The sequence below is a fragment of the Candidatus Poriferisocius sp. genome (assembly GCF_965208475.1).
In the GTDB taxonomy this organism is placed as follows: Bacteria; Actinomycetota; Acidimicrobiia; order Acidimicrobiales; family Bin134; genus Poriferisocius.
Window position 1 is genome coordinate 718129 of sequence record NZ_OZ242338.1, and the last position, 23671, is coordinate 741799.

The following is a 23671-nucleotide window of genomic DNA, read 5'->3' on the forward strand; positions in this document are numbered from 1 at the left end:
CAGCCACAGCCAAGCGGGAACCACCATCCACAGATCCCTAGATTGATTCCACGCTTTTACGCGGCACATCTGATTGGCAACGATGTCCAGGTCGCCAAAATGGAACGACAGCCAGGCGAGCACACGGCATGGACGACCTCGAAACGCTCGCCGCCGCCGTCGACTCAGCCTTTGACAATCAGGGGATTCGAGCCAAAAACCTTGACCCGCTCAGCCGTCGATTGTGAATACCCGCTCGATGAAGCCGTCCTCTGGCTGGGCGCGTTGGGCTACCGCTTGCAGCGCATCGCGGTGCTGTTGGCTGTACCCGCTGTGATCGAAGTACGAACACCCGGGTGTTGACGCATCGATGGTGTAGCTATCGGTCATAATGTGCCACCTCTTGGATCATCTTCGGGTTGTGGAGTAAGCGCTCCATAGGATTCCTCGTAGACTCCAATGTTATTTGAAATGGCTTTGGCGATTTCAAAAATCGTGGATAGCGGTATTTTCAGTCTAGCAACGTGCTGACCGGGAATCTCCGTCGCCCCGTCAGCTTCGGGATATGGGCTTGGCATCGACGGCACGACCAGGAAGTCAAGGGTGAACTCCTTTTGGGTGTGCCAGATAAGGACCTCGTTGGCGTAGGTGCCGCCCAGTATTTCGTCGCTCACCTTTATGTTGAGCCTCTGCCCGTTGTCAGGCATGACGGCGAACGGTAGCGTGCGGGCAGTTTCCACGTCCAGACAGGGAACTCAAGGCCATCCTGTAACCCTACCCGCATGAATACTGGTTATGACTCATGACCTCTTGAACATTTTGATTTACAGATTCCTAACCAGGAGCGGAGAAGCCGCACATGTAGCATCCACGGGAGCACGGGCACCTCGTCCCCCTACTCGACCATGCGCTACCCGGCTCGACGCCCCCCCAGGACCCAGACGCCCTGCGGCTAAGCCGGCTCTTGGTGGCTTTTGGGGGTTGTCCAGGCGACCGGTGGGTGCTTAACTAGATCGACAGTCTCCGGTTTGGTTCTGTCGGAGTAGTTCGTGACCCTGACGCTCGTTTGCGTCAGGGTGTGGCTGACCGCAGACTTCCCCCGAGAGCTGGCCACCGCCTGCCGCGGCCTCACCGGCGCCGACTACGGCGACAACCCCGCCCACCTCGAAACCGACGCCTGCGCCTAAACCCAATGGCGTGACCCCCTGTGGTTGGTCAGCCTGTTGTGAGGGTCCGTTGTACGGTGTTGCTGTATGGGGGAGGATCGTGGGTATGGCTAGTCGGAGGCGGCATACACCCGAGCAGGTTGTGAGCAAGCTGCGGGAGGCGGAGTCGAACAAGGCGCACCACTCCCCCGAGGACCCGGCAACGCCGACGCCATGTGATTCCTCGTCCACACCCTTGTTGTCGAGATTGTCGGCCAACGCTGGAGACAGGTGCCTTGGCGGCTATTTGGATCGGCAGCCCCCGGTGTGGTTCTTGGAGAGGACGCAGTATGCTTTGGCCCGCGGCATCCATTTGCGGCATTTCAGCAGGGCAGCGGGGATCGGCGGCGTGGTTTGGGGGGGCTCGGTTTCGCGGCGAATTATCTCTCGCGGCACCAGATCGGTGAGGCGGTAGGTTCCGTGGCCGGGGCGCTCCAGATAACCGGTGTCGGCCAGGCGGCGGAGTGCGTCGTTGGCGGTTTTCCCGTCTATCCCCGAGTCCTGCGCTGCTTGGGCTGAGGTGGTAGTCCCGCCTCTGGTGCCGATTGCCTCCAAAAGCCTCTGACTGCCTTCTGAGAGGTCGTGCCATGCCGCGACGCTTATCTTGGCGTCGACCACCTCGGCGGCGACGGCGATGGCCGCCTCGATGTCGGGGGTGTCGATTGCGCTGTCCGGCGCGCCGGAGGTCTTCCATGCGATGTCGCCTATCACCTGGAGCCGGTAGGGGGAGCCGTTAACGGCTTTAGAGCCCAGCGCCAGCGCAGTCCCGGTGATCGTCCCGCCTGAGCTCTGTATCGGCCCGGCGAGGCCGATAGCGGCGTCCTCGGTTGCGAGGGGCGGCATGTCGAAGTGCTCGCATCGGTGGAAGAAGGTCATCTTGCGGTCTCCCAGGAGGGTGTGCTTCAGTTCCAGCAGACCTGCGCCGAGAAAAGCCAACGGCAATTCGGCGCGCCTGGTGATGTGCTGGAGGTCGTTTGAGAGCCTGCGCCCCTCTACCCTGTCGATGCCCTGCAACTCGTCGATGGTCAGGAGCACCGAGGCTCCGTGCCGCTGGGCTGCTTGCACCAGATAGGTGAGGTGCTCCCTCAATCCCATGGTCGCCCCGTGGTCGCGATGCTCGGTGGTGGCCATCTTCCCCTCGAGTGGGCCGAGCCTGATTCCGATGCCTTTCTCAATGGATCGCCTATCGGTGATCTCGGCCAGGTTGAGCGCCTCATAAGTGCGATCGGCCTGGGAGATGGCCTGGGTGATTCGCTCCAACAGCCCGGGGGTGCCGGCGTCCATGGAGAGCACAACCCATCCTTCGCCAGCGGCTCTGTCCTCGACCTCGTTGAGGGCCACAGTCTTGCCCGATCCTCGCACACCCATGAATATGCTGGTGTAGCGCGGGTCGTTGGGCCCGGTGAGGAGCCCGCCTCCCACCTCGGCTAGCAGACTGTCCCTTCCCACGAGAGAGTGCGGGGTTCTGCCGAAGTGGGGGGAGAAGGGGCTGGTGGATGGCCGGCCCAGCAGAGAGTTCTGTGCCATTCGACAAGCTTAATCGCATGAAAACCGGTTTTGACGCACAACATCACGATTTGGCGCATTATGTAGGGCGACAGAGCGAGAGGCACTGCCCTGTCAGAGGTCCCAGACGCCCCTCGCAGCGGGGGGCGCCCCCCCCCCCCCCCCCCGAACCGTCAAACGACAGGGGGACAAAGCCCTACCCGCCACGGCGAGCACCCAGCCCCTACACTCCCACGGCCAGGGCGACCCAACAACGTAAAAAGGGGCTCGGCGGGCTGGTTTGTCGCGGAGGCAGGAATACCGGATTATGTGTGATGCCTGAAATAGGCGGGCCGGTTTCGCGGTCGCCCCTATTGGCCAGAGGGCTGGTCGAGCGACCGGGCGGCGGCCAGGGTTTCCTCGAAGTCTGGGTGGTCGGTACCCCATAACATGTCCTGCATCGCCAGGTAGCCGTCCTCGAGTGCGGTGCGGGAGGAGGCACCAGGCTGGAATTCGGGGCCGCTGAGGTAACCGTGGTCGGGTCGGGGCGTCTGCCCTTTGCGGCTCACGCCGCCCTCGTCGAGCAGTTCAGCCAGCTCAGCGGCCCGGCGGCGCGTTTCGCTGGCATGGTGTGGGCTGGCTGCGATGCAGGCGAGGTCGCTGAGGTCGCGTGCACGGGCGAAGATCCGCTCGTCGTCGCCGGTGCTGGCGAGCCGGTGCAGAGTCATCATCTTGTTGACGGCGGTCACGGGGACAGCCAGCGCCGGCACATTGAATCCTCCGAGTTCGGGGTGGTCGGCGACAGTTTCCCGGTCAGCGTGCCGTCCGAGCAGAGAGGCCACCACGGCGCCGACGATGATGTTGGGGGCGGTGGGCTGTTGGGAGGCGTCGAACCTAACCTCGCCTATCCCGGTTGCCACCATGACTGTGGCAACGTCGCGGCCCGATTCCCACCTGTGCTGCCCGGGGTCTGGGTCGAGGGCGGCCGCGGCTGTCTGCACGAGATGCTTCTGGGCGCGCCTAGCGGCCCTTTTCGCGATGCCGGCCTGCGGCACAAGCACCAGGTCGATGTCCTCTGACCAGCGATCGACGAGCCGGTGGGCGCTCACAAGCGATGTGCCTCCGGCGAAAGCCCATGTGCCCGCGTCCGTCGAGTAGCCGGGGTCTGGCACTGTGCTACGCGGCGGGTATTGGCTCGCCAGGCCGTAGAGGCCTTTGTGCAGCAAATAGTCGTGGACGATCTGCTGTGCTGAGAGGTCGAGCCGGTGAGCCGTCTGATCGATCGAATCGAACAGGTCGTCGGGGATCTGCGCGGGAGCGATTGCCGCGCTGGGCAGTCCCCGTCCCCCCTCAGCGGAATCCTTTCGTGCGGGCGCAGGCGAACTGCCGCCGCTGCTCATGCCGCCGCGCCGAGTACTGGGATCGGGTCGGGCAGCGATGGGGCCGCCACCCCGGCCGGGGCGGCGGGCAGCCGCTCGGAGAGCTCGGCGATGCGCTGGTGGAACGCCCGCGGCTGGCGCACTTCCTGTCTGGCAGTTTCGAGTATTGCCTCGGGGCGCAGTACCGCCCCCCAGCCGAGGCTCTCAGCGAGCTGGCCGCTTTCCGCGCTGTTGAGGGCGTCAACCCATGCAGCGGAAGCAGCACTGGCGTCCGATTCGCGTTCCCATCGCTTCGACTTCGGCTGGGCGAGCCGCGATGACCGGACCGCCTCGACGACTGTGATTTCCGCCCATGTAAGCTCTTCGCGGGACTGGTTGCGGCGGGAGAAGAAGCGGACGCCGGGGTATGCGGGAGCCGGACAGTGCCCGACTACGGCGATCATGTCCTGTGCCGCCGCCTGCCAGGCCCACCCGGCGCGGCACACGGCGGTAAGCCCTGCGAACCCTGAACCGGCACCGACAAAGGCCATCGCCAGGAAGTCTTTTCGGGCCGCGGCGAGCGCTGATCGCTCATCCGCGCCGCGGCGCCAGTAGATGCCCTTGACCACCCGCTCGACATCATCGCCGCGGGCAGCCATCTCGCACAGCACCTTCGCCGCCACTCCCGGCGATGCTGGCACGTCTCCGATGCGGAACCATGACCGCTCAGCCCGCGCGATAACCCATTCCCGGACCCTCGCCGATTCCGTGCCCGGCCTGTACCTGCAAGAGGGCAGACGCCCATCGCGACGCGAACCGGAGCGCCGGGCAGCCCCGAACTCCTCGATGCCCATCCGGATCGGTTTATCAGGTTGCGCCCTGTCGTCGTACAGCTGGTCGAAGTTCACACCGCAATCCTAGCGACAGGCAGGGCATTCTTACAGTTGGGTTTTGAACCGATTAAAACCGATTCAATGGTCTCCGAGGCCGGGTCGGACTAGATATCCGGTGTCGGTCAGACGGCGGAGAGCGTCGTTGGCGGTTTTCTTATCCATCCCCGTATCTTGTGCTACTTGGGATGATGTGGCAGCTCCCCCGCTGGCGGCGATTGCCTCCAACTGCCCGCCCGTTGCCAGGCTGCCTGTCGGCGACCTGCCGCCATGGCTGTTCGCCATCTAAGATGTTGGGCTGTGTTTCGTTTGTTCTCAGGGATCGAGCCGGAGAGCACCCCTTCCCGCTCTCGGCGTCGGGTCGGGGTGTGGGTAGCGCTCGGCAGTGTGGTGCTTTTGGCTGCGCTCCTGGCCCCGGCATCGTCGGCTAGCGCCCAAAGCCCACCCAGCGCCCCGGATGTGGTGGCCAGGCCCGGCGACGGGAGCATAACGCTGGTTTGGCAGCCGGTGAGCGATGGCGGCGCCAGGATCATCCGCTGGGAATACCGGCAGATTGTGCCCGTGGCTAGCAATGTCTGGCTCCAAATGCCCGGCAGCGGTCCGGCCACCACCACCCACACCGTGGTTGGTTTGACCAACGGAGTCCCCTATCGGTTCGAGGTTCGCGCCGTCAATTTCGCAGGCCCCGGCGTGCCCGGCGCGTCGCGGGCCAGCACCGAGGCAGGCGGCGATGAGAACGTCTCCCCGTCCACCACTCCGGCCCCCCCCGTCGGACTGAGGGGCACGGCCGGGAATTCGCAGGTTGCGCTGAGCTGGAGGGCGCCTGTCACCACGGGTGGGCCGGCGGGAGGCCAAAACGACGGTTTTTCTCCCATCACGGCGTACGAGTATCGCCAGAAGACCGGCGACGGCGCCTACGCCCCGTGGACCATCATCATCGGCTCTGGCCCTGCCACCACAACCCACACCATTACCGGTTTGGTCAACGGCACCACCTACCAGTTCGAGGTTCGAGCCCGCAACGCCAATGGAACGGGCGCGGCCGCTGAGACACCGCCGGTACTGGTAGCCACCGTGCCGGGGCCGCCCCGGGAGTTGACGGGCAGGGCCGGCAACAGGAGAGTCGTGCTGCTGTGGGCGGCGAGCAGCGATGGCGGCGCCCCGGTAACGAGCTGGCAGTACCGCCGGGGAACAGGAAGCGCCGACATCGCCGCCGATACGGCGTGGGTGGTGATCCCCGGCAGCAACGCCAGCACTACCAGCTACACCGTGGGCGGTTTGAACAACAGCCTGGTCTATCGATTCGAAGTGCGCGCCGTGAACGACATCGGGCTGGGCATAGCGGGTACGACGGGGGTGGTGGAGCCTGGAACGGTGCCGGCGAGGCCGATCGGCTTTGCCGTGTCCCTCAAAGAGGGGGCAACCGATACTGCCGTTTTGACGTGGAGCCGCCCCGGCGACGGCGGCTCGCCGATCACCGGCTACCAATACTCCCAGAGGGCCGGCAGCGGCGGCTACGGCGCCTGGCAGGATATCGTCGGCTCTGGCCCCGACACCGGCTCTCACGAGGTGAGCGGGCTGACCGCGGGAACGGCCTACCAGTTCAGGGTTAGAGCGGTGAACGACGTGGGAGGCGGTGCATCCTCGACAACGAGGACGCCGATTTATCCGGGCACCGCTCCCGCCGCCCCGGAGTCTCTGACGGTGGCCAACTCCTACGACGCGGCCCAGGGCACCAGACAGGTCACCCTGAGCTGGGATGCGGGCGATGACGGCGGGGCCCCGGTGTCCAAGTGGGAGTACAAGCACACCACTTCAGCCCAGGACGTGAGCACCTTCTACAACGACCAGGGCTGGGTGACGATCTGCGACACCACGGTCCGGGCAGATGCCGCCTGTCGGTCTAGGAGCAGTATCACGGTGCCCCGCACCGCCGCCTCGCTGGCCGCTCTGGGCATAACCGCCGGGTCTGACGGCTCAGAACTGCTTCCGGTGGCCGGTGAGACCTACTACGTCGTGCTCCGCGCCGTGAACGAGCACGGCACCGGCTTGCCGTCGGGCGTTGCCGCCACCACCATCCCGCGGATCGTCCCGTCGACTCCCCCGGCCGTTTATTTCCGAGACGCCGACGAGGAGAGCTTCAGGGTTTGGTGGCCCTCGTCCACCGACGGCGGCGCCAACACCGACATCCCCGGAACCACCACCCGCCTGCGCTACCAGTGGTCCTACCGAACCGGAGGCGACCCCTGGACTGCGTGGTCCAACACCGACACCAACGCGGCCACCATCTTGGGGGCGACATGGGGGGAGCAGTATCGGGTGCGGGTACGGGCCGAAAACGCTGTCGGCCACAGCGACATCGCCGAGTCGGCTGCTTACACCCACGGGGGCCCGCCGACGCCCGGCGCCGATGAAGCAGGCACCCCCCCTGTTATCAACCTGGAGGCGGCCGCCAACCAGGTCTCCCTCTCCCTGGCCCGCACGGGCAACGTGGGAAATGTCGGCGGCATCACCGGCGCCACCCTCTGGGAGTACTCCTACAAGGTGGGCGACGGCGAGTACGGCGGCTGGATCTCCAACAATGTGGGCTTCTGGTTCGACGACATCATCGTCGATTTCTTGGACAACGGCGCACCGCACACGTTCAGAATCCGCGGCGTTAACGGCCAGATTGCCGGCCCCAGCTTGGAATCCGAGGCGGTCGTGCCCGGCGGCGTGCCGCTGGCGCCCTTTGGCCTCGAGGGCGTCGGGGGCGATCGCCAAGTGACCTTGACGTGGATCTTGAGGGTTGGCGGCCCGCCGATCACCAAGTGGCAGTTCTGCCGGAAGATCAGCGCCAATTCCTGTGGGGATGTGGACACCGGAGGGGGCTGGACCGACATTGACGGCAGCGGGCCGGACACCAACAGCCACACCATCGAGAATCTCGTCAACGGCACGGCCTACACCTTCCTCGTTCGGGCTTGGAGCGGACTCGGCCGGGGAGAGAGGGCGCAGGCCATACCGGCGATTCCGGGCCGGGCGCCGGAAGCTCCCTATCAGGCGGTGGCCACCGCGGGCCGCGGCCAGGTTACCGTCATCGTGACCGTCCCCCGTGAAGACCACAACAGCCCGGTAACCAGCTACCAGATCCGCAAGAGGGAGGCGCCCGACGGCACCTACGATGCCTGGCAGACGGTGCCAAGGGTCGGCACTGAGACATCCACCGTGGCAACGGTGACCAGCGTGGCCAACGGCATCAGCTACACCTTCCAAGTGCGGGCCGTGAACGCCTACGGCCCGAGCGAGGCGACGACGCTGGCGCCGGTCACCCCGGTGGGCCCGCCTCCAGCCGTCGCGCTGAGCGCCGTCCCCGGTGACGCCCAAGCCGAGCTCATGTGGGTGTCCCCGAGCGACGGCGGCTCGGCCATCACCGGCTGGCAGTATCGCACCAGGGCCGCCGGGGGCGCTTACGGCGGGTGGTCCGACATCGCCGGCAGCGGGGCCGACACCGACAGCTACACGGTGATCGGGCTGGTCAACGGAGTGGCCTATTCCATCGAGGTGCGGGCGGTGAACGCCTTCGGCCCCGGCGACGCCGCCAGCGCCGGCCCGGTAACCCCGGCAAACGCGCCTTCGGCGCCGGTGGTGTCCGCCGAGCGCGGCGATGGGGCCACAACGGTGTCGTGGACCGCGGGCGATGACGGCGGCTCGGCGGTGGTCGGCTGGCAATTGCAGGTGAACGGCGGCGAGTGGATGGATCTGACAGCCTTGGGCGTCGGCGCCGACGGCGATTCCTATGAGGTGCCCACCGACGACGGCACCGCCTACACCTTCGGGGTGAGGGCCGTGAGCGATGTGGGCCAGGGCGCGGCGGGCACCGCGTCGGTTGAGGCCGGCGCCGTGCCAGCGGCGCCCGACGTGGCCGCAACCGAGGGAGGCGGCGAGATCGAGGTTTCGTGGACCGCCGGCGACGACGGCGGCTCCGCGGTCACCGGCTGGCACCACCGCATGAGGATCAGCGTCGGCGACTACGGCGACTGGACGCAGGTGTCGGACGACACCACCAGCGTCACCGTCTCCGGCCTCGCCAGCGGCACCGGCGTGTTGTCCTACACCTTCGAGGTGCGGGCGGTGAACGGCGTCGGCGAGGGCGCGGCGGGCACCGCGTCGGTTGAGGTGGCGCCGGTCGGCGAGCAGTCCGCCGGAGGCGACTTCTACTCGGGCGTGGTCTCCGGGCCGGGCTTCTGCTCCGACCTGTCATTGGGCGGCGCCCGCCTGTTCGCCCACGACTCCGACGGCGACGGCACAGCCGACGTGTGCTCGCTGCCCTACACCCGCCGCGAGGCCATCGCCCGCCAGAACGCGGTCGACGCGCTGGTCTACCAGTACGCCGACGAGTACGCCGGCCTGGTGAACGCGGCCTGCGAGGTCACCCCCGGCGACGCCGACTGCGGCGGCGACACCACCGCCCCCCCGCCGGCGGTGCCGATCAACAGCGGCGGCCCGTTCTACTCGGGCATCATCACCGGCCCCAGCTTCTGCGCCAACCGGTCCCTCGGCGGGCCCACCACCTACCCGCACGACTCCGACGGCGACGGTGTCGCCGACGTGTGCGCCCTGCCCTACACCCGCCGCGAGGCCATCGCCCGCCAACTGGCAGGCGACATCCTCGCAGCCACCTACACCGCAGACTTCCGCCGAGAGCTCGCCACCGCCTGCCGCGGCCTCACCGGCGCCGACTACGGCGACAACCCCGCCCACCTCGAAACCGACGCCTGCGCCCCCTGAGCGCCACAACATCAGCCGCCCAGCCATGCGGCCTTCGGGCCAGCCACCTACAGATGCACACACTGCCCATTCCCAGAGAACTGAGCCTTCTGCCCCGCATGTAGCGCGCTAACATTATTGGCGCGCCAAAAGTGGAAACAAGAGACCCGCAGGCAGAGACACTTCAGGAGCTGGGAATTGCGCTGCCATGCGGCCTTCGGGCCGGGCACTTCAGAGGCTTCCCGGGTCCTTGGTAGGATGGTGGGCTGTGGCTCGGGTGTTTTCGGGGATACAGCCGTCGGGCGGGATGCACTTGGGCAACTTGCTGGGTGCGCTGCGCAACTGGGCGGCCTACCAGAGCGAGCACGAGGCGGTGTACTGCGTGGTCGATCTGCACGCCCTCACCACCGCTCCCGACCCGGCCGAGCTGCGCGAGCACACCCTGGCCGCGGCCGCATTGCTCATGTCGGCGGGCATCGACCCCGAGCGGTCGACCCTGTTCGTGCAGAGCTCGGTGGGCGAGCACGCCGAGCTGGCCTGGATGATGGAGTGTACGGTGGGCTTCGGAGAGCTGCGCCGCATGACCCAGTTCAAGGACAAGGCCGACCGCAGCGACTTCGTGTCGGCCGGGCTGTTCACCTACCCGGCTCTCCAGGCCGCCGACATCTTGTTGTACGACACCGACCTGGTGCCGGTGGGCGACGACCAGCGCCAGCACATCGAGCTGTGCCGCGACATCGCCGAGCGGTTCAACCACCGCTACGGCGACACCTTCACCGTGCCCGCCCATGTGATTCCCGAGACTGGGGCCCGGGTGATGGACCTCCAGAACCCCACCGACAAGATGTCGAAGTCGCTGGAGTCGGCCGGCACCGTTGCCATCTTGGAAGAAGCCGCCGCTGTGGCCCGAAAGTTCAAGCGGGCGGTCACCGACAGCGAAAACGAGGTGCGCTACGACCCGGTGGCCAAACCGGGGGTGTCCAACCTGCTGGGCATCTTGGCCTCGGCCTCCGGGCGCACCCCCCAAGCGGTGGCCGGCGAATACACCCAGTACGGGCCGCTCAAAGCCGACACCGCCGACGCGGTGAACAGCCTCCTCGACCCGATCCGCAACCGATACGCCGAGCTGTCGTCTGACCCCGCCGAAGTGGCCCGGCTGCTCGCCGCCGGCGCCGACAAGGCCCGCACCACCGCCGCCGCCACCCTGAAACGAGCCCAAACCAACGCCGGCCTCCTCCCCCGCCCCCCGCTCGCCCCGTCCTCTTGATCTTGCTGACACCGTGTCCCGACGCCTTGGAGAATGCAGCCTAAGGAATTCAAACTGCTGCTGTTGAGCTGAAATATCCCAGGCGGTTTGATGAACTGCTCGACATCGTTGGCAGGTTCGATGAAAAATGACGCGACCAAGCCGCACTGTCATCTACCGCGTCGCTGATATTCTCGAGCAGTGACCGCCGCCCTGTGCGGAGAGACCCGAGCGCCGAATCCCTGAGGAGTTCCATGTCTGAGATCGCGCCTTTCACTGTTGATATTCCCGATGCTGCGCTGGAAGACCTGCGGAGGCGGCTGAGGGAGGCACGGTGGCCCGACCAGATTCCCGATGCCGGCTGGGACTATGGGGCGGAGATGGGCTACATCCAGGAACTGGCCCGCTATTGGGCCGAAGAGTACGACTGGCGGGCGGCCGAGGCCGAGCTGAACCGGCTCGACCACTACACCACCGCCGTGGACGGCCAGAACATCCACTTCATCCACCAGCGCTCGCCGCACCCCGACGCCTACCCGCTGGTCATCAGCCACGGGTGGCCCGGCTCGGTGGTGGAGTTCCTCGACATCATCGGCCTGCTCACCCACCCCGACGACCCGGCCGACGCCTTCCATGTGGTGGCCCCCTCGCTGCCCGGCTACGGCTTCTCGGGGCCGACCGCCGAGCGGGGCTGGGACGCGGTGCGCACCGCCCGGGCGTTCGCCACCCTCATGGGGCGGCTGGGGTACGGGAGCTACGGCGCCCAGGGGGGCGACTGGGGCTCGTTCATCTCCCAGAACATCGGCCGCTGCGATACCGACCACTGCGAGGCTGTCCACGTGAACTTCTTGTTCGCCACCGCTCCCGACGACGGCCCCGGCGAGCTCACCGAGGCCGAGGAGGCCGGTTTGGCCCGCGCCAACCTCTATTTCACCGAGGGGGCGGGCTACATGCAGATCCAGAGCACCAAGCCCCAGACCCTGGCCTACGGCCTCAACGACTCCCCCGTGGGGCAACTGGCCTGGATCGCCGAGAAGTTCCTGGCCTGGACCGACAACGACGGCGCCATCGAGACGGCGGTGAGCCGCGACCGCCTGCTCACCAACGTCTCGCTCTACTGGTTCACCGCCACCGCGGGATCGTCGGCCCGCATGTACTACGAGGTGCTGCGCCCCGGTGCGGCGGGCATCACCGAACCCCTCGACACCCCCATCGGGGTGGCCAACTTCCCCATGGAGATCATGCGAGCCCCCCGCCACTGGCTTGAGGGCAGCTACAACATCGTCCACTGGACCGAAATGGCCGAAGGCGGCCACTTCGCCGCCATGGAGGAACCCGACGCCCTCGCCCAAGACATCCGCCGCTTCTTCCGCCGCTTCCGCTAACCCGCGCCGCCGACGGCAACCAGTTTCTATCGATATCTAGTTGCGTATAAGAAGATCGGCTATACATGGGTAGATATAGCTAGACTTTTCCTGGCCCGAGTCCGACCCGAGAGGCGCCGACGGTGGAGGCATTGAGAAATCCCTATAGCCCTGGCGCAGGAACTCCCCCGCCGGCCCTCGTGGGCCGGGACACCGAGATCGCCAACTTCGAGGTGGCCGTGGAGCGGCTCGCGCTCGGTCGTGCGGATAGAAGCCAAATGCTTATCGGTCTTCGCGGCGTGGGAAAGACGGTGCTGCTGCGCGAGTTCAGCAACACCGCGGCGCGACGGGGATGGGTCTGCCAGCACCTCGAATGCGTCGAGGACACCAATCTCGCGCAGGCCGCGGCGAACCTCTCCAGAACGGCGATCTTGGATCTCTCCGCCGGCAAACGGATGGCTGAATGGGGCTCACGGGCCTTGGGCGTACTCAAGTCGTTCCAACTCGCCTGGGAGATTCCCAGCGGCGGGTCGGTGACTCTGGGTTTCGACCCCGACCCCATGCCGGGTCGGGCCGACTCCGGGGATTTCGGGCGCGACCTCACCGACTTGTTCCGAGCAGTCAGCCAGTTGGCCAAGGAACGTGAAACTGGCGTGCTGCTCGCTATCGACGAGATCCAACATCTGCATGCAGAGCGGCTCACGCCACTGTTGGTGGCACTGCACGAGATCAGCCAGCTTCAACTCCCGCTGGTCGTGGCGGGTGCCGGCCTGCCGTCGCTGTTCGGGCTGCTCGGCGAGGCGAGATCCTACGCGGAACGCCTGTTTGCATTCTCTTCAATCGACAGGCTCAACCGGGAGTCGGCCATCGAGGCACTGGAGGCCCCTGCCCTTGGCGAAGGCGTCGAATGGGAGGATGCGGCGTTACACGAACTGGTCGAGGCCACCGCCGGCTATCCCTACTTCTTGCAGGAGTTCGGCAAGCAGGCATGGAGGGTGGCGCCGGGTCCAGCGCGTATCACCCGCGCTGATGTGCTCACTGCGGTTCCGCTAGCGATGGAAGAGCTCGACAAGGGGTTTTTCAACGTGCGGATCGACCGAGCCACCAAAGCTGAGCGCGACTACTTGGTGGCTATGTCGTCGCTCGGTGCCGACCGATGCCGGTCGAGCGATGTGGCGAAGCGGCTGGGCCGCACGACCCGACAGGTCTCCCCCATTCGAGACTCGCTGATCAAACGAGGATTGTGCTTCGCACCCGCCCACGACGTGATTGCGTTCACCGTACCGATGTTCGACGAGTTCTTGAAGCGGAGATTCTGATGCGGGTGCCGTCGCTGCCTCGGGGGGTGGCCGCGGGGTTGGCGCGAGGGGCGGGGCGGCTGTCGCAGGGGCTGGGGAAGGGGGGCGGCACCACGCTGCCGGGCCTGGTGCTCAACCGGCTGCGGCCCAACGCCACCGCGGAGATGGCCGGGGCGATTGCCGGCGGGGTGATCCTCATCTCGGGCACCAACGGCAAAACCACTACCGCCCGCCTGGTGCGAGCCGTGCTCGACGCCTCCGGGGCCAAGGTGGTGGCCAACACCGCCGGCTCGAACCTGGAGCGGGGGGTGGCCAGCGCGCTGCTCAACGCCGGCGGCGCCGAGATGGCCCTGTTCGAGGCCGACGAGGCCGCCCTGCCGGGGCTGATCGAACAGACCCGGCCCAGAGTCGTGGCCTTGATGAACCTGTTCCGGGATCAGCTCGACCGCTACGGCGAGCTAGAGCACCTGGCGCAGCGCTGGAGCGAGGCGGTGGCGGGACTCGACCCGGCCACCATCGTTGTCTACAACGCCGACGATCCCGCGGTGGCCGAAATCGCCGCCCCCCACCCCAATACCGTGTCCTACGGCATCGACGACGCCCGGGTGGGCCGCGACCGGCTGCCCCACGCGGCCGACGCCACCGAGTGCCGGCGCTGCGGAACCCGGTTGCGGCACGAGATGGTGACCATCGCCCACCTCGGCCGGTGGTGTTGCCCGTCGTGCGGCCTGGCCCGGCCCCAGCCCGAGGTGGCGGCCACCCGGGTGGAGCTGCACGGCATGGGCGGCCAGCGGCTGGCCCTGGCTACACCCTGCGGCCCGATCGAGCTGTCGCTGCGCCTGCCGGGAACCCACAACGCCTACAACGCCGTTGCCGCCACCGCCACCGCCCTGGCCCTGGGACTGGCCCCCGAGTCCATCGGCCCCGCGCTGGCCCGTCGCCAGGCCGCCTTCGGCCGGGCCGAGCGCACCTCGGTGGGCGACGCCCGGCTCACCACGCTTTTGGCCAAGAACCCGGCCGGGGCCAACGAGAACATCCGCACCATGTTGCTGGAGGGCGGTGCCCTGCACCTGCTGGTGCTGCTCAACGACCGCACCGCCGACGGCCAAGACGTGTCGTGGATCTGGGACGTCGACTACGAGCTGCTGCTGCACAGCGACCGGTTGGCATCGCTCACCGTGGGGGGCGACCGGGCCCACGACATGGCCCTGCGGTTCCGCTACGCCGGGTTCGACCCCGACGAAATGTCGGTGGCGCCCTCGGTGTCCGCGGCCCTCGACGCCGCGCTGGCGGACTGCGGCGCAGGCGACCTCTACGTGCTGCCCACCTACACCGCCTTGCTGGAACTCCAGGCTGTGCTGGCCGGCCGGGGCCTCGCCCCCGCTTTCTGGGAGGACCGGTGAGCACCGGCGCACCCCATGTTCGGGCGTGCCATCTGTATCCCGAGCACCTGAACATCTACGCCGACCGGGGCAACATCGCGGTGCTCCAGCGCCGTTTGGAGTGGCGGGGGCTGGTGCTGGAAGTGGTGGAGGCAGGGATCGGCGACCCCATCCCGGCCGACTGCCACCTCTACTATCTGGGCGGCGGCCAAGACCGCGACCAGAAGCTGGTGGCTGAGGACCTGATCGCCAAAGCCGATCCCTTGCGCCTCGCCGCGGCCGGCGGCGCGGTGGTGCTGGGGGTGTGCGGCGGCTACCAGCTCTTGGGCCACCGCTACGCCGCGGCCGACGGTCGCCCGATTCCGGGCATCGGCATGCTGGACTTGGAGACCACTGCCGCCGACAGCCGGCTGATTGGCGATGTGGTGTTGGACGTGACCCTTGGCGGGCGCACCGACACGGTTGTCGGCTACGAGAACCACGCCGGGCGCACCCATCTGGGCGGGGGCTGCACTCCGCTTGGCCATCTGCGCCGGGGCCACGGCAACAACGGCGCCGACGGCTGCGAGGGAGCGGTGGCGGGCCGCACGGTGGGCACATACCTGCACGGGCCGCTGCTGCCCAAGAACCCCTGGTTGGCCGACACCCTCTTGGGCTGGGCCCTGGAGTGCGCGGGGAGCGCCGCCGATCTGGAACCATTGGACGACCGCCTCGAACAGGCGGCCCACGCCGAAGCCGCCACCAGAGCAGGACAAAAGCGATGACCCAACCCCCCGATTCCGACGACGCCGGTCCCCGCCCTGTGATCATCGACACCGACCCCGGCCAAGACGACGCCATCGCCATCTTGGCCGCGTTGGCCGCCCCTGAGCTGCGGGTTATGGGCATCACTGCGGTGGCGGGAAACGTGCCCCTGGAGTTGACCGCCCGCAACGCCCGCATCCTCGTCGAGCTGGCCGGTCGCCCCGAGGTGCCGGTGTTCGCGGGCTGCGACCGCCCGCTGCGCCGCGACCTGGTCACCGCCGAGCACGTCCACGGCACCACCGGGATCGACGGCGCAGACCTGGCCGAGCCCGCCACCGCCCTGCAACCGCAGCACGCGGTCGACTGGATGGCCGAGACCCTTCTGGCCGCCGGCGACCGGGAGATCACCGTCTGCACGCTGGGCCCGATGACCAATGTGGCCACCGTGCTTCAGACCGCCCCGGAGGCGGCCCGGGGCATACGGGAGATCGTCTGCATGGGCGGCGGATTCTTCGGCGGCGGCAACACCTCGCCGGCCGCGGAGTTCAACGTGTTCGTCGACCCCGACGCCGCCCAGACAGTGCTCCACTGCGGGGCCCCGGTCACCATGCTGCCCCTAGACGTGACCCACAAGGCGCTGATGGCCGACGCCTGGATCGACCGGCTGCGGGCCCTGGGCACCCACACCGGGGCCGCCGCCGCCGGGATGCTGGACTTCTACGAGCGATTCGACGTGGACAAGTACGGCACCACCGGCGGCCCCCTCCACGACCCCAACGTGATCGCCTACCTGCTGCGCCCCGACCTGTATCAGGGCCGCCGCTGCAACGTGGAGGTGGAGATCGACTCCCCCCTCACCCGGGGCATGACCGTGGTGGACTGGTGGAACGTTACCGACCGCCCCCCCAACTGCCACTACATCACCGAAGTGGACGCCGACGGCTTCTACGATCTGCTCCTCACCCTCCTAGCCCGCCTCCCCTAGCCGTTCGGCATTCAAGCCGCGGGACCGGCCAAGGCTTCGATCTCGGCGGGGCCGTAGCCCAGCTCGGCCAGGACTTCGCGGGTGTGGTGGCCGGGGTGGACGGGGCCGGCGCCCACGGCGGCAGGGGTGGCGGAGAAGGTCAGGGGCAGGCGCAGGGCAGCCACCTCGCCGCCGTCGGGGTGGGGAACCATCGAGAACACGTTGAGGTGCTCCACCTGGGAGTCGGCGAAGGTCTCGTCCACCGCGAGCACCGGCCCGCACGGGCATCCGGCGGCGTTGAGCCGCTCCACCCACTCGGCGGTGGTTGCCGTGGCTAGGCGGTGCTGGATGATCTCGGCCAGCTCATCCCGGTGGGCCCGGCGGGAGTTGAGATCGGCGAATCGGGGGTCTTCGATCAGCTCGGGGACGCCCAGCGCCGTGGCGAAGTCGTCCAGCCGGCCTACCGGGGCCACGTTCACATGACCGTCGGCGGTGGTGAACGTGCCCATGGGCACGATGGTGGGATGGTTGTTTCCCTCTTGCGGCGGGATCTCGCCGTCGGTCAGCCAGCGCACCGCCTGGAAGTCCATGAAGTTGATGGCCGCCTCCAGAAGCGAGGTGTGGACCCACTGGCCCCGACCGGTGCGCTCCCGGGCCAACAGAGCGGCCAGCACCCCCTGGGTGAGGAATGTGCCCGCCGCGGTGTCGGAGACGGCGATCCCCGTCCGCCACGGCCCCTCCCCTGGCGGGCCGGTCACGCTCATCAGCCCGCTCACCCCCTGGGCTATCTGGTCGACTCCCGGTCGCCCGGCGTGTGGACCCTCCTGGCCGAATCCCGAAATGCTGGCGTACACCAGCCGGGGGTTGCGGGCCGACAGGATGTCGTAGTCGATGTTTAGCCGGTGCTTCACCGCGGGACGGTAGTTCTCCACCACCACATCGGCCCGGTCGGCTAACCGCAGGAATGCCCCATTCCCCTGGGGGTCGGCCAGATCCAGCAGCACCGACCGCTTGTTTCGCCGGAGGTTGTGCTGGTCGGATCCGCCCAGATCGAAGCTCCGATGGGGGTTGGCCACCCAGACGACGTCGGCGCCCATGTCGGCAAGCTGCCGGGTGCAGGTGGGGCCGGCCCGCGCCGTGGTCAGGTCTACCACCCGCAAGCCCGCCAGCGGCCCGTTTCCCGGCTCGGCTCGGTCGTACAGCGACACCGGGCTACCCCTGTTGCTCTCGGGGGTCGGCCAGCGGCCGGCAGCAGTATCCAGTCGGCGACATCGTGCTACTACTATCAGATGGCCCAACAAGTGGAAACCGGTGCCGACAAGCTGATCGGCGAGATTGACGGCGCGGTTGGCCGCATCGTGTTCGACAACCCCGAGCGGCGCAACGCCATCACGCCCGAAATGTTCGCGGCGCTGGGTGCGGTGGTCGATGCCTACGAGCAGGATCCCGCGATCCGGGTGGTGGTGATCTCCGGTGCGGGAGGCCGGGCGTTCGCCTCCGGCGCCGACATCGCCAACCTGGACTCCTCCCGGGGTCCGAACCGCCACCCGTCACCGGCTGATGCCCGCACCGGCCGAGGGCCCGCCGCGCTGGGCCGCCTCACCAAGCCGCTGATCGCCGCGGTCGACGGCTACTGCCTGGGGGGCGGGCTCATGGTCGCGCTGCACGCCGACCTGCTGGTGGCCACCGACCGAGCCCAGTTCGGCATCCCGGCCGCCCGCTTGGGCGTGGGCTATCCCATCGAGGGCGTCGAACAGCTCGTCGGCCGGGTGGGCGCCGCCAACGCCGCGCTCATCTTGATGACCGGAGACCGGTTCAGCGCCGAAGACGCCCTGCGGATGGGCTTGGCCCACTCGGTGGTGCCCGCCGACCAACTCGGCGGCGAGGTCGACCGGCTGTGCGCCCGCCTGGTGGCCAACGCCCCGCTCGCCCTGCGGTCGGCCAAGCTGTCGATCGCCGCCGCAACCGGCCGGGGCGAGCGGCAGGCCGCGATGGAGGCCATCGCCGACTGCTGGGCCAGCGAGGACTTCGCCGAGGGCCGGGTCGCCTTCGCCGAGCATCGCGAACCCCGTTTTCGGGGCAGTTGAGAATACAATCAACCGAACACTGCTATGTCCACGGTTGCCGCTTTCTTCGTCTTCGTGCTGATCATGCTGGCCTTGGCCACCCTGGCCATCATCTTGGACTGGATGGGCAAGCCCATCCGCCGCGCCTTCCGCCCCCGCACCGCCGGGACGCCGGCGTGGCTGGCGGTCGACGCCCCCCTCCCCCCGCAGAGCCCCGCCTCGGGCCCTGCTGGGCATTCGGGGGGCCAGCCTGGCGGGATGGTTGCCGGTTCGCCTCTGTTGGAGCAGTCGGCAGCCGCGGAGGGCCAGCCTGGTGGGATGGTTGCCGGTTCGCCTCCCTTGGGTCAGTCGGTATCCCCCGATGCCCAGCCCGTCGAGCCCCGCGCCCTCAACCCCGCCCCCGATCAAGGGGAACCACCGGCGTTGGGGCCGTGGCAGGCGGGCGACTCCATCTTCAAGCCCACCCCTCGGGGTGCACCGCCGTCGATCACCGCGGTGCGCCGCCGCTACTGGAAGAACCTGTCTGAGCATCGGGCATCGGTGGTGTTCGGCGAGGCCAACCGGGCTCTCATGGCCATCGGCGAAGCCCCGCAGCGCTTCAATCCCCGCACCGGCGCCATGCAGGAGATGACCCTGCCCGAGCCCATGCTGCGCCAGTGCTGGTCCACTGGCCGCAAGCCCTCCCCCACCTGGGACGACCAGGGCCTAGACCCCTATGCCGGGCCATGACCGGTCCCATGGCGCTCAGCGACCGGTTTGCCGACGGGGCTGAGACCGTTTGGCACGACGGCCGCGAGGTGAGGCCGCTGCTGCGGCTGGCGGTGTCGGAGGGCACCAGGGTGCGGGTGGAGCGCATCGCCGTTAGGCCCGACCGCCGCCAGGCGCTCAAGCTGGCCGCGGTGGACGGCCTCTTGGGGGTGGACGAGGCTGTGGCCGAGATCATCTCGCTGTGGTCCGACACCAGCCCCGCCGCGGTGGAGCTGACCGTGCTCGGGGACCGCGCCCGGCGGTTGGAGGTGTGGAACGCCTGGGATCTGGGCGGGGTCGAATCAGCCTGGCTGGGCAACGCCGGCATGGTTGTGGAACCCGGCGAGAACCACCTCTCGCTGCATTGCAGCGACGGCCTCGGCCCTCCAGCGTTCACCGACCTCCAAGTCCGCCTCTCAGTGGCCCCGCCCCCCTGAGAAAGGGCAAGCTTGGGTATGGCCATATCGCTTGACGACCTTGCCGGCGACACCTCGTTCACCCAGAACGTGAAGGGCCGGGTCACGTTCCTGCCCGAGCCCGAGCGGGCACCCCGGTGGACGCCGGTGATATCGGTGGACGACCACATCGTGGAGCCTCCCGGCGCCTTCGCCGACCGGTTCCCGGCCAAGCACGCCGACGCCGCCCCCCGGGTGGCCACCCTCGACGACGGCACCGAGACCTGGCTGTACGCCGGGCACTCGCTGCCCAATGTGGGGTTCAACGCGGTGGCCGGTCGCCCGGTCAGCGAGTACAGCTTCGATCCCTCCCGCTTCGAGGACATGCGCCGGGGAGCCTGGGACATCGACGCCCGCATCGCCGACATGGACCTGAACGGGGTGTACGCCTCGCTGTGCTTCCCGTCGTTCCTCCCCGGCTTCTGCGGCCAGCGGTTCCAACAGCTCACCGACGACCCGGAGTTGGCCCTGGCCGCGGTGCGGGCCTGGAACGACTGGAACATCGAGGAGTGGTCCGGGGCCCATCCCGACCGCATGATCCCGTGCCAGATCACCTATTTCCTCGACCCCGAGGTGGGCGCGGCCGAGGTGTACCGCAACGCCGAGCGGGGTTTTCGGGCCATCAGCTTCTCCGAGGCCCCCCACTCCTTGGGGTTCCCCAGCCTGCACTCCGGCCACTGGGATCCGATCATGGCCGCCTGCGAGGAGACCGAGACGGTGGTGTGCCTGCACGTCGGCTCATCGGGCACCTCGCCGGCCACCTCCCCCGACGCCCCCTCCGACACTGTGGGGGTGCTGTTCTTCGGCTACGCCATGTTCGCCGCGGTCGACTGGCTGTACTCCAAGATCCCGGTGCGCTTCCCCAAGATCAAGATAGCCCTCAGCGAGGGGGGCCTCGGATGGGTGGCCGGGCTGCTCGACCGCTTGGAGCACGTCCGCAAGTACGACTCCATGTACGGCACCTGGAACGACGTGGAGCTTTCCCCCGCCGACACGCTGCGCCGCAACTTCTGGTTCTGCGCCATAGACGATCCCTCGGCATTCGATCACCGCCACTACATCGGTTTGGAGAACCTGATGGTGGAGTCCGACTACCCCCACGCCGACTCCACCTGGCCCAACACCCAAGAACTGCTCCGCCAACAGCTCAACGGCATCCCCGCCGACGAGGTGGCCCGCATCTGCTGGGCCAACGCCAGCGACCTCTTCCGCCACCCCGTCCCCGACTCCATAATCGCCGACCCCGAGAGCTTCTGAGCCGGCTTGAGATATGCCCATCGCTGCTGGGATCCTGTTGTCGCCTGCTGGTGGGCTCGGTAGGATGCTCCGGTGGAGCTGGGGGGAATCGAACCCCCGCGGTGAGGTGTCAAGGCTCGGCCGCCCCGGCCAACGGGCAGCCCCGCAAGGAGAAAGCACTGCTCTCTCCAAGGGCCGCACCGGGCTTGTGCGCAAGTACCGGTGCGGCCCTGTCGATTGTACGGATAGACACAACAGTTATCAATAATACTTCTACCATCTTGATAATGACTGACAGAAGGGAAATCTGCTGAACGATCTGGCCGCTGATCCCGAAGTGGCGGCTGCCTATGTGGCTGCCGGTTGGTGGGGGCATGACACGCCCACCGACCTGATCCGGCGCAACGCGGCCGAGCGGCCCGATGACGTTGCCTACATCACCTGGAGGCGCCCAGCTGGTGAGGCAGAGGACGCGCTGGGGAGCATCGACCACACCACGTGGGCGGGTTATGACCGGTTGTCCGATCGGGTGGCCGCTGCGCTGTTGGCGGCGGGGCTGGACCGGGGCGACCGGGCGGCGGTGATCCTGCCCGACGGGGCTGGGGTCCATGCCGCCTTCACCGGCGCCGACAAGGTCGGGGTGGTTGTCATGGGCATCGGCCATCGGGCCGGGCCGGCCGAGATCGCCCATTTGGTCCACAAATCCGGGGCTCGGGCCGTCATCACCGGGGCCGAGCTCCGAGGACGTCCAGCAGGCGACGCGGTGGCCGAGTTGCGACGTGGCCTGGCTGGCCTTCAACACCACATCACCATCGACGGCCCCGGCCAGGGCGCAGCCATCACGCTTGACGGCGATTCGGCACCCCCGCCTGAGTCGGTTCCCGACATTGCCGAGGTCGTCGAGGCCCGCCGCCTGGGGGCCTCAGAGCTGTGCCTTTTGAACTCCACCTCGGGCACCACGGGTTTGCCCAAGTGCGTGATGCAGACCCATAACCGCTGGTTCTACTTCCACCAGAAGGCGGTGGAGTACAGCGGCCTGGGTTCCGACGAGGTGTTCTGCGTGCCGGTGCCGGCGCCGTTCGGCTTCGGGCTGTGGACCGCCCACTACACCCCTGCCATCTTGGGCGTGCCCACCGTGGTGATGGCCGACTTCGACGCTGCCGCGCTCATTCGCCTCATCGAAGCCGAGCGGGTGACCGTGCTGTGCGCGGTGACCACCCAGTTCATCATGATGCTCAACTCCCCGGTGTTCGACCGCCACGACCTGTCGTCGCTGCGGCTGATGTTCACCGGGGGCGAGGCCATCCCCTATCAGCGGGCCTCCGAGTTCGAGGACCGCACCGGCTGCACGGTGCTCAATTTCTATGGCTCCAACGAGACCGGGATGCTGAGCGGCACCCGCTTGAGCGATCCGCGGTCGGCCCGCCTGCGCTCCGGCGGGAAGTGCGAGCCTGAGATGGACTGTTGGCTGTACGACCCCGACGACGGGCAGCCGCTTGGCGAACTGCGGGGCCGGGGCCGGCCCGCCTGCCGGGGACCGGCCACCGCGCTGGGCTACTACGATGATGCCGAGGCCAACGCCGAGCTGACGACCCCCGACGGCCGGATGCTGATGGGCGACATCGTGGAGATCGACGACGACGGCTATCTGCGGGTGGTGGGGCGCACGTCTGACTTCATCATCCGGGGCGGCAAGAACATCAGCGCCCCCGCGGTGGAAGACGAGGTGATGACCCACCCGGCGGTGGCCATGGTGGCCGCGGTGGCCGCCCCCGACCCGGTGTTCGGCGAGCGGGTGGCCGTTTATGTGGAGCTATCGGCCGGGGCCAGCCTGGAGTTGGACGGGCTCCGGGGGCATCTGGCCGGCCGAGGCGTGTCCCGGGAGTGGTGGCCCGAGCACCTGTTCGTGGTCGATGCCCTGCCCCGCTCCTCGGGCGGCAAGGTGGCCAAGGGCCGGCTCAAGGCCGATGCCTCGGCCCGGCTGGGGGCCAAACCCCGCTAGTTGCGGGTTAGCGCTGGGTCAAGATCGTGGCCCGCCAGCGCCCGCTGAGCGGGAAGCCGACTAGCTGGGCCATGGCATCCACCAGGAAATCCAGCGCCACCTTCGGGTCTTGGCTCTCGGGCAGTTCGTACACCAAGCCCCGCTTGATGTGGTCTTGGCGGCGGTTCCACCCTGACGGCTCGGCCACCCCCCGCTCCTTCAGCAACTCGGAGGCGTGCCGTCCGCCGGCGTGCTGCAAGCCTGCCGAGGCGGGCTGCCATTTGTCGCGGTAGTGGTGGCCCGGCACCCAGGTCCCCAGCGGGATGGCCGGGCCTCGGGCGGTGAACAGCTTGAACAGCGGCGACTCGGGTGGCCGGTGCTCGTCGGCCACCACCGGCTGGATGTTCATCCACCCCTTGCCGTCGCCCCGGGCGGCCAGGGTCAGCATCTCGTGGACCACCGCATCGGTGTCGGGCGGCTCAAAGGTGATGGGCCGCTTTTCGAGCCCCATCGCTAGCGACC

At 68.0% G+C, this 23671-nt stretch carries 21 protein-coding genes and 1 tRNA gene; 13 read left to right on the forward strand and 9 right to left on the reverse strand.

Annotated features, from left to right (window positions below; genetic code table 11):
* Window positions 1-210 precede the first annotated feature (210 nt).
* A complete protein-coding gene (locus tag ACOGXA_RS03340; RefSeq protein WP_419925866.1) occupies window positions 211-369 on the reverse strand; it encodes a hypothetical protein in 159 nt (52 codons plus the stop codon).
* Window positions 366-686, reverse strand: coding sequence for a DUF3467 domain-containing protein (locus tag ACOGXA_RS03345; RefSeq protein ID WP_419925867.1), 321 nt, complete (start codon window positions 684-686; stop codon window positions 366-368). Before ACOGXA_RS03345 ends, ACOGXA_RS03340 begins: the two co-directional genes overlap by 4 nt.
* A gap of 342 nt (window positions 687-1028) precedes the next feature.
* Here ACOGXA_RS03345 and ACOGXA_RS03350 point away from each other — a divergent pair, with 342 nt between their 5' ends.
* On the forward strand, window positions 1029-1166 hold the full coding sequence (locus ACOGXA_RS03350) for a hypothetical protein (RefSeq protein ID WP_419925868.1): 138 nt from the start codon (window positions 1029-1031) through the stop codon (window positions 1164-1166).
* Between the two features lie 261 nt (window positions 1167-1427).
* Here ACOGXA_RS03350 and ACOGXA_RS03355 read toward each other — a convergent pair whose 3' ends face one another.
* The 4 genes from ACOGXA_RS03355 to ACOGXA_RS03370 form a co-directional block, all read right to left on the reverse strand.
* Window positions 1428-2711: a type IV toxin-antitoxin system AbiEi family antitoxin domain-containing protein gene (locus ACOGXA_RS03355; protein WP_419925869.1), complete on the reverse strand. Its 1284-nt coding sequence runs from the start codon at window positions 2709-2711 to the stop codon at window positions 1428-1430.
* 329 nt (window positions 2712-3040) lie between these two features.
* The gene (locus tag ACOGXA_RS03360; protein ID WP_419925870.1) at window positions 3041-4069 is read right to left on the reverse strand and encodes a nucleotidyl transferase AbiEii/AbiGii toxin family protein; all 1029 of its coding nucleotides are present in this window, start codon (window positions 4067-4069) and stop codon (window positions 3041-3043) included.
* A complete protein-coding gene (locus ACOGXA_RS03365; RefSeq protein ID WP_419925871.1) occupies window positions 4066-4935 on the reverse strand; it encodes a hypothetical protein in 870 nt (289 codons plus the stop codon). Before ACOGXA_RS03365 ends, ACOGXA_RS03360 begins: the two co-directional genes overlap by 4 nt.
* A gap of 63 nt (window positions 4936-4998) precedes the next feature.
* Window positions 4999-5202: a MarR family transcriptional regulator gene (locus ACOGXA_RS03370; protein ID WP_419925872.1), complete on the reverse strand. Its 204-nt coding sequence runs from the start codon at window positions 5200-5202 to the stop codon at window positions 4999-5001.
* Window positions 5203-5217: 15 nt separating this feature from the next.
* Between ACOGXA_RS03370 and ACOGXA_RS03375 the strand changes: the two genes are divergently transcribed.
* The 7 genes from ACOGXA_RS03375 to ACOGXA_RS03405 all read left to right on the forward strand — a co-directional run bounded on the left by ACOGXA_RS03375 (window position 5218) and on the right by ACOGXA_RS03405 (window position 16685).
* On the forward strand, window positions 5218-9687 hold the full coding sequence (locus tag ACOGXA_RS03375) for a fibronectin type III domain-containing protein (protein ID WP_419925873.1): 4470 nt from the start codon (window positions 5218-5220) through the stop codon (window positions 9685-9687).
* Between the two features lie 247 nt (window positions 9688-9934).
* Window positions 9935-10933, forward strand: coding sequence for a tryptophan--tRNA ligase (gene trpS, locus ACOGXA_RS03380; protein ID WP_419925874.1), 999 nt, complete (start codon window positions 9935-9937; stop codon window positions 10931-10933).
* 233 nt (window positions 10934-11166) lie between these two features.
* On the forward strand, window positions 11167-12297 hold the full coding sequence (locus ACOGXA_RS03385; RefSeq protein ID WP_419925875.1) for an epoxide hydrolase family protein: 1131 nt from the start codon (window positions 11167-11169) through the stop codon (window positions 12295-12297).
* A 122-nt stretch (window positions 12298-12419) separates the two neighbouring features.
* Complete coding sequence (locus tag ACOGXA_RS03390; protein ID WP_419925876.1) at window positions 12420-13595, forward strand: ATP-binding protein; 1176 nt, start codon at window positions 12420-12422, stop codon at window positions 13593-13595.
* On the forward strand, window positions 13595-14977 hold the full coding sequence (locus ACOGXA_RS03395) for a MurT ligase domain-containing protein (RefSeq protein WP_419925877.1): 1383 nt from the start codon (window positions 13595-13597) through the stop codon (window positions 14975-14977). The genes ACOGXA_RS03390 and ACOGXA_RS03395 overlap by 1 nt, the downstream gene beginning before the upstream one ends.
* Window positions 14974-15720 carry a type 1 glutamine amidotransferase gene (locus tag ACOGXA_RS03400; protein ID WP_419925878.1) on the forward strand — a complete coding sequence of 249 codons (747 nt, stop codon included), beginning with the start codon at window positions 14974-14976 and terminating at the stop codon, window positions 15718-15720. Before ACOGXA_RS03395 ends, ACOGXA_RS03400 begins: the two co-directional genes overlap by 4 nt.
* Window positions 15717-16685, forward strand: coding sequence for a nucleoside hydrolase (locus ACOGXA_RS03405; RefSeq protein ID WP_419925879.1), 969 nt, complete (start codon window positions 15717-15719; stop codon window positions 16683-16685). The genes ACOGXA_RS03400 and ACOGXA_RS03405 overlap by 4 nt, the downstream gene beginning before the upstream one ends.
* 11 nt (window positions 16686-16696) lie before the next feature.
* On the opposite strand, the gene ACOGXA_RS03410 is transcribed toward ACOGXA_RS03405, so the two are convergent.
* Window positions 16697-17872: a CaiB/BaiF CoA transferase family protein gene (locus tag ACOGXA_RS03410; protein ID WP_419925880.1), complete on the reverse strand. Its 1176-nt coding sequence runs from the start codon at window positions 17870-17872 to the stop codon at window positions 16697-16699.
* 81 nt (window positions 17873-17953) lie between these two features.
* Between ACOGXA_RS03410 and ACOGXA_RS03415 the strand changes: the two genes are divergently transcribed.
* From ACOGXA_RS03415 to ACOGXA_RS03430, 4 genes are read left to right on the forward strand one after another with little or no spacing between them, the layout of a single operon-like run.
* On the forward strand, window positions 17954-18751 hold the full coding sequence (locus tag ACOGXA_RS03415; RefSeq protein WP_419925881.1) for an enoyl-CoA hydratase-related protein: 798 nt from the start codon (window positions 17954-17956) through the stop codon (window positions 18749-18751).
* A 24-nt stretch (window positions 18752-18775) separates the two neighbouring features.
* Entirely contained in the window at window positions 18776-19459 is a 684-nt protein-coding gene (locus tag ACOGXA_RS03420) for a hypothetical protein (protein WP_419925882.1), read from the forward strand.
* Window positions 19456-19914, forward strand: a complete 459-nt coding sequence (locus ACOGXA_RS03425) for a hypothetical protein (protein WP_419925883.1) — start codon at window positions 19456-19458, stop codon at window positions 19912-19914. Before ACOGXA_RS03420 ends, ACOGXA_RS03425 begins: the two co-directional genes overlap by 4 nt.
* A gap of 18 nt (window positions 19915-19932) precedes the next feature.
* Complete coding sequence (locus tag ACOGXA_RS03430) at window positions 19933-21189, forward strand: amidohydrolase family protein (RefSeq protein WP_419925884.1); 1257 nt, start codon at window positions 19933-19935, stop codon at window positions 21187-21189.
* 73 nt (window positions 21190-21262) lie between these two features.
* Here the strand turns inward: ACOGXA_RS03430 and ACOGXA_RS03435 are convergent.
* Window positions 21263-21333 (reverse strand) — tRNA-Ser (locus ACOGXA_RS03435).
* A 172-nt stretch (window positions 21334-21505) separates the two neighbouring features.
* On the opposite strand from ACOGXA_RS03435, the gene ACOGXA_RS03440 reads away from it, so the two are divergent.
* Window positions 21506-23170 (forward strand): class I adenylate-forming enzyme family protein, encoded by a 1665-nt coding sequence (locus ACOGXA_RS03440; RefSeq protein WP_419925885.1) that lies wholly within the window; start codon window positions 21506-21508, stop codon window positions 23168-23170.
* Between the two features lie 7 nt (window positions 23171-23177).
* On the opposite strand, the gene ACOGXA_RS03445 is transcribed toward ACOGXA_RS03440, so the two are convergent.
* Entirely contained in the window at window positions 23178-23660 is a 483-nt protein-coding gene (locus ACOGXA_RS03445; protein ID WP_419925886.1) for a hypothetical protein, read from the reverse strand.
* Between the last annotated feature and the right edge of the window lie 11 nt (window positions 23661-23671).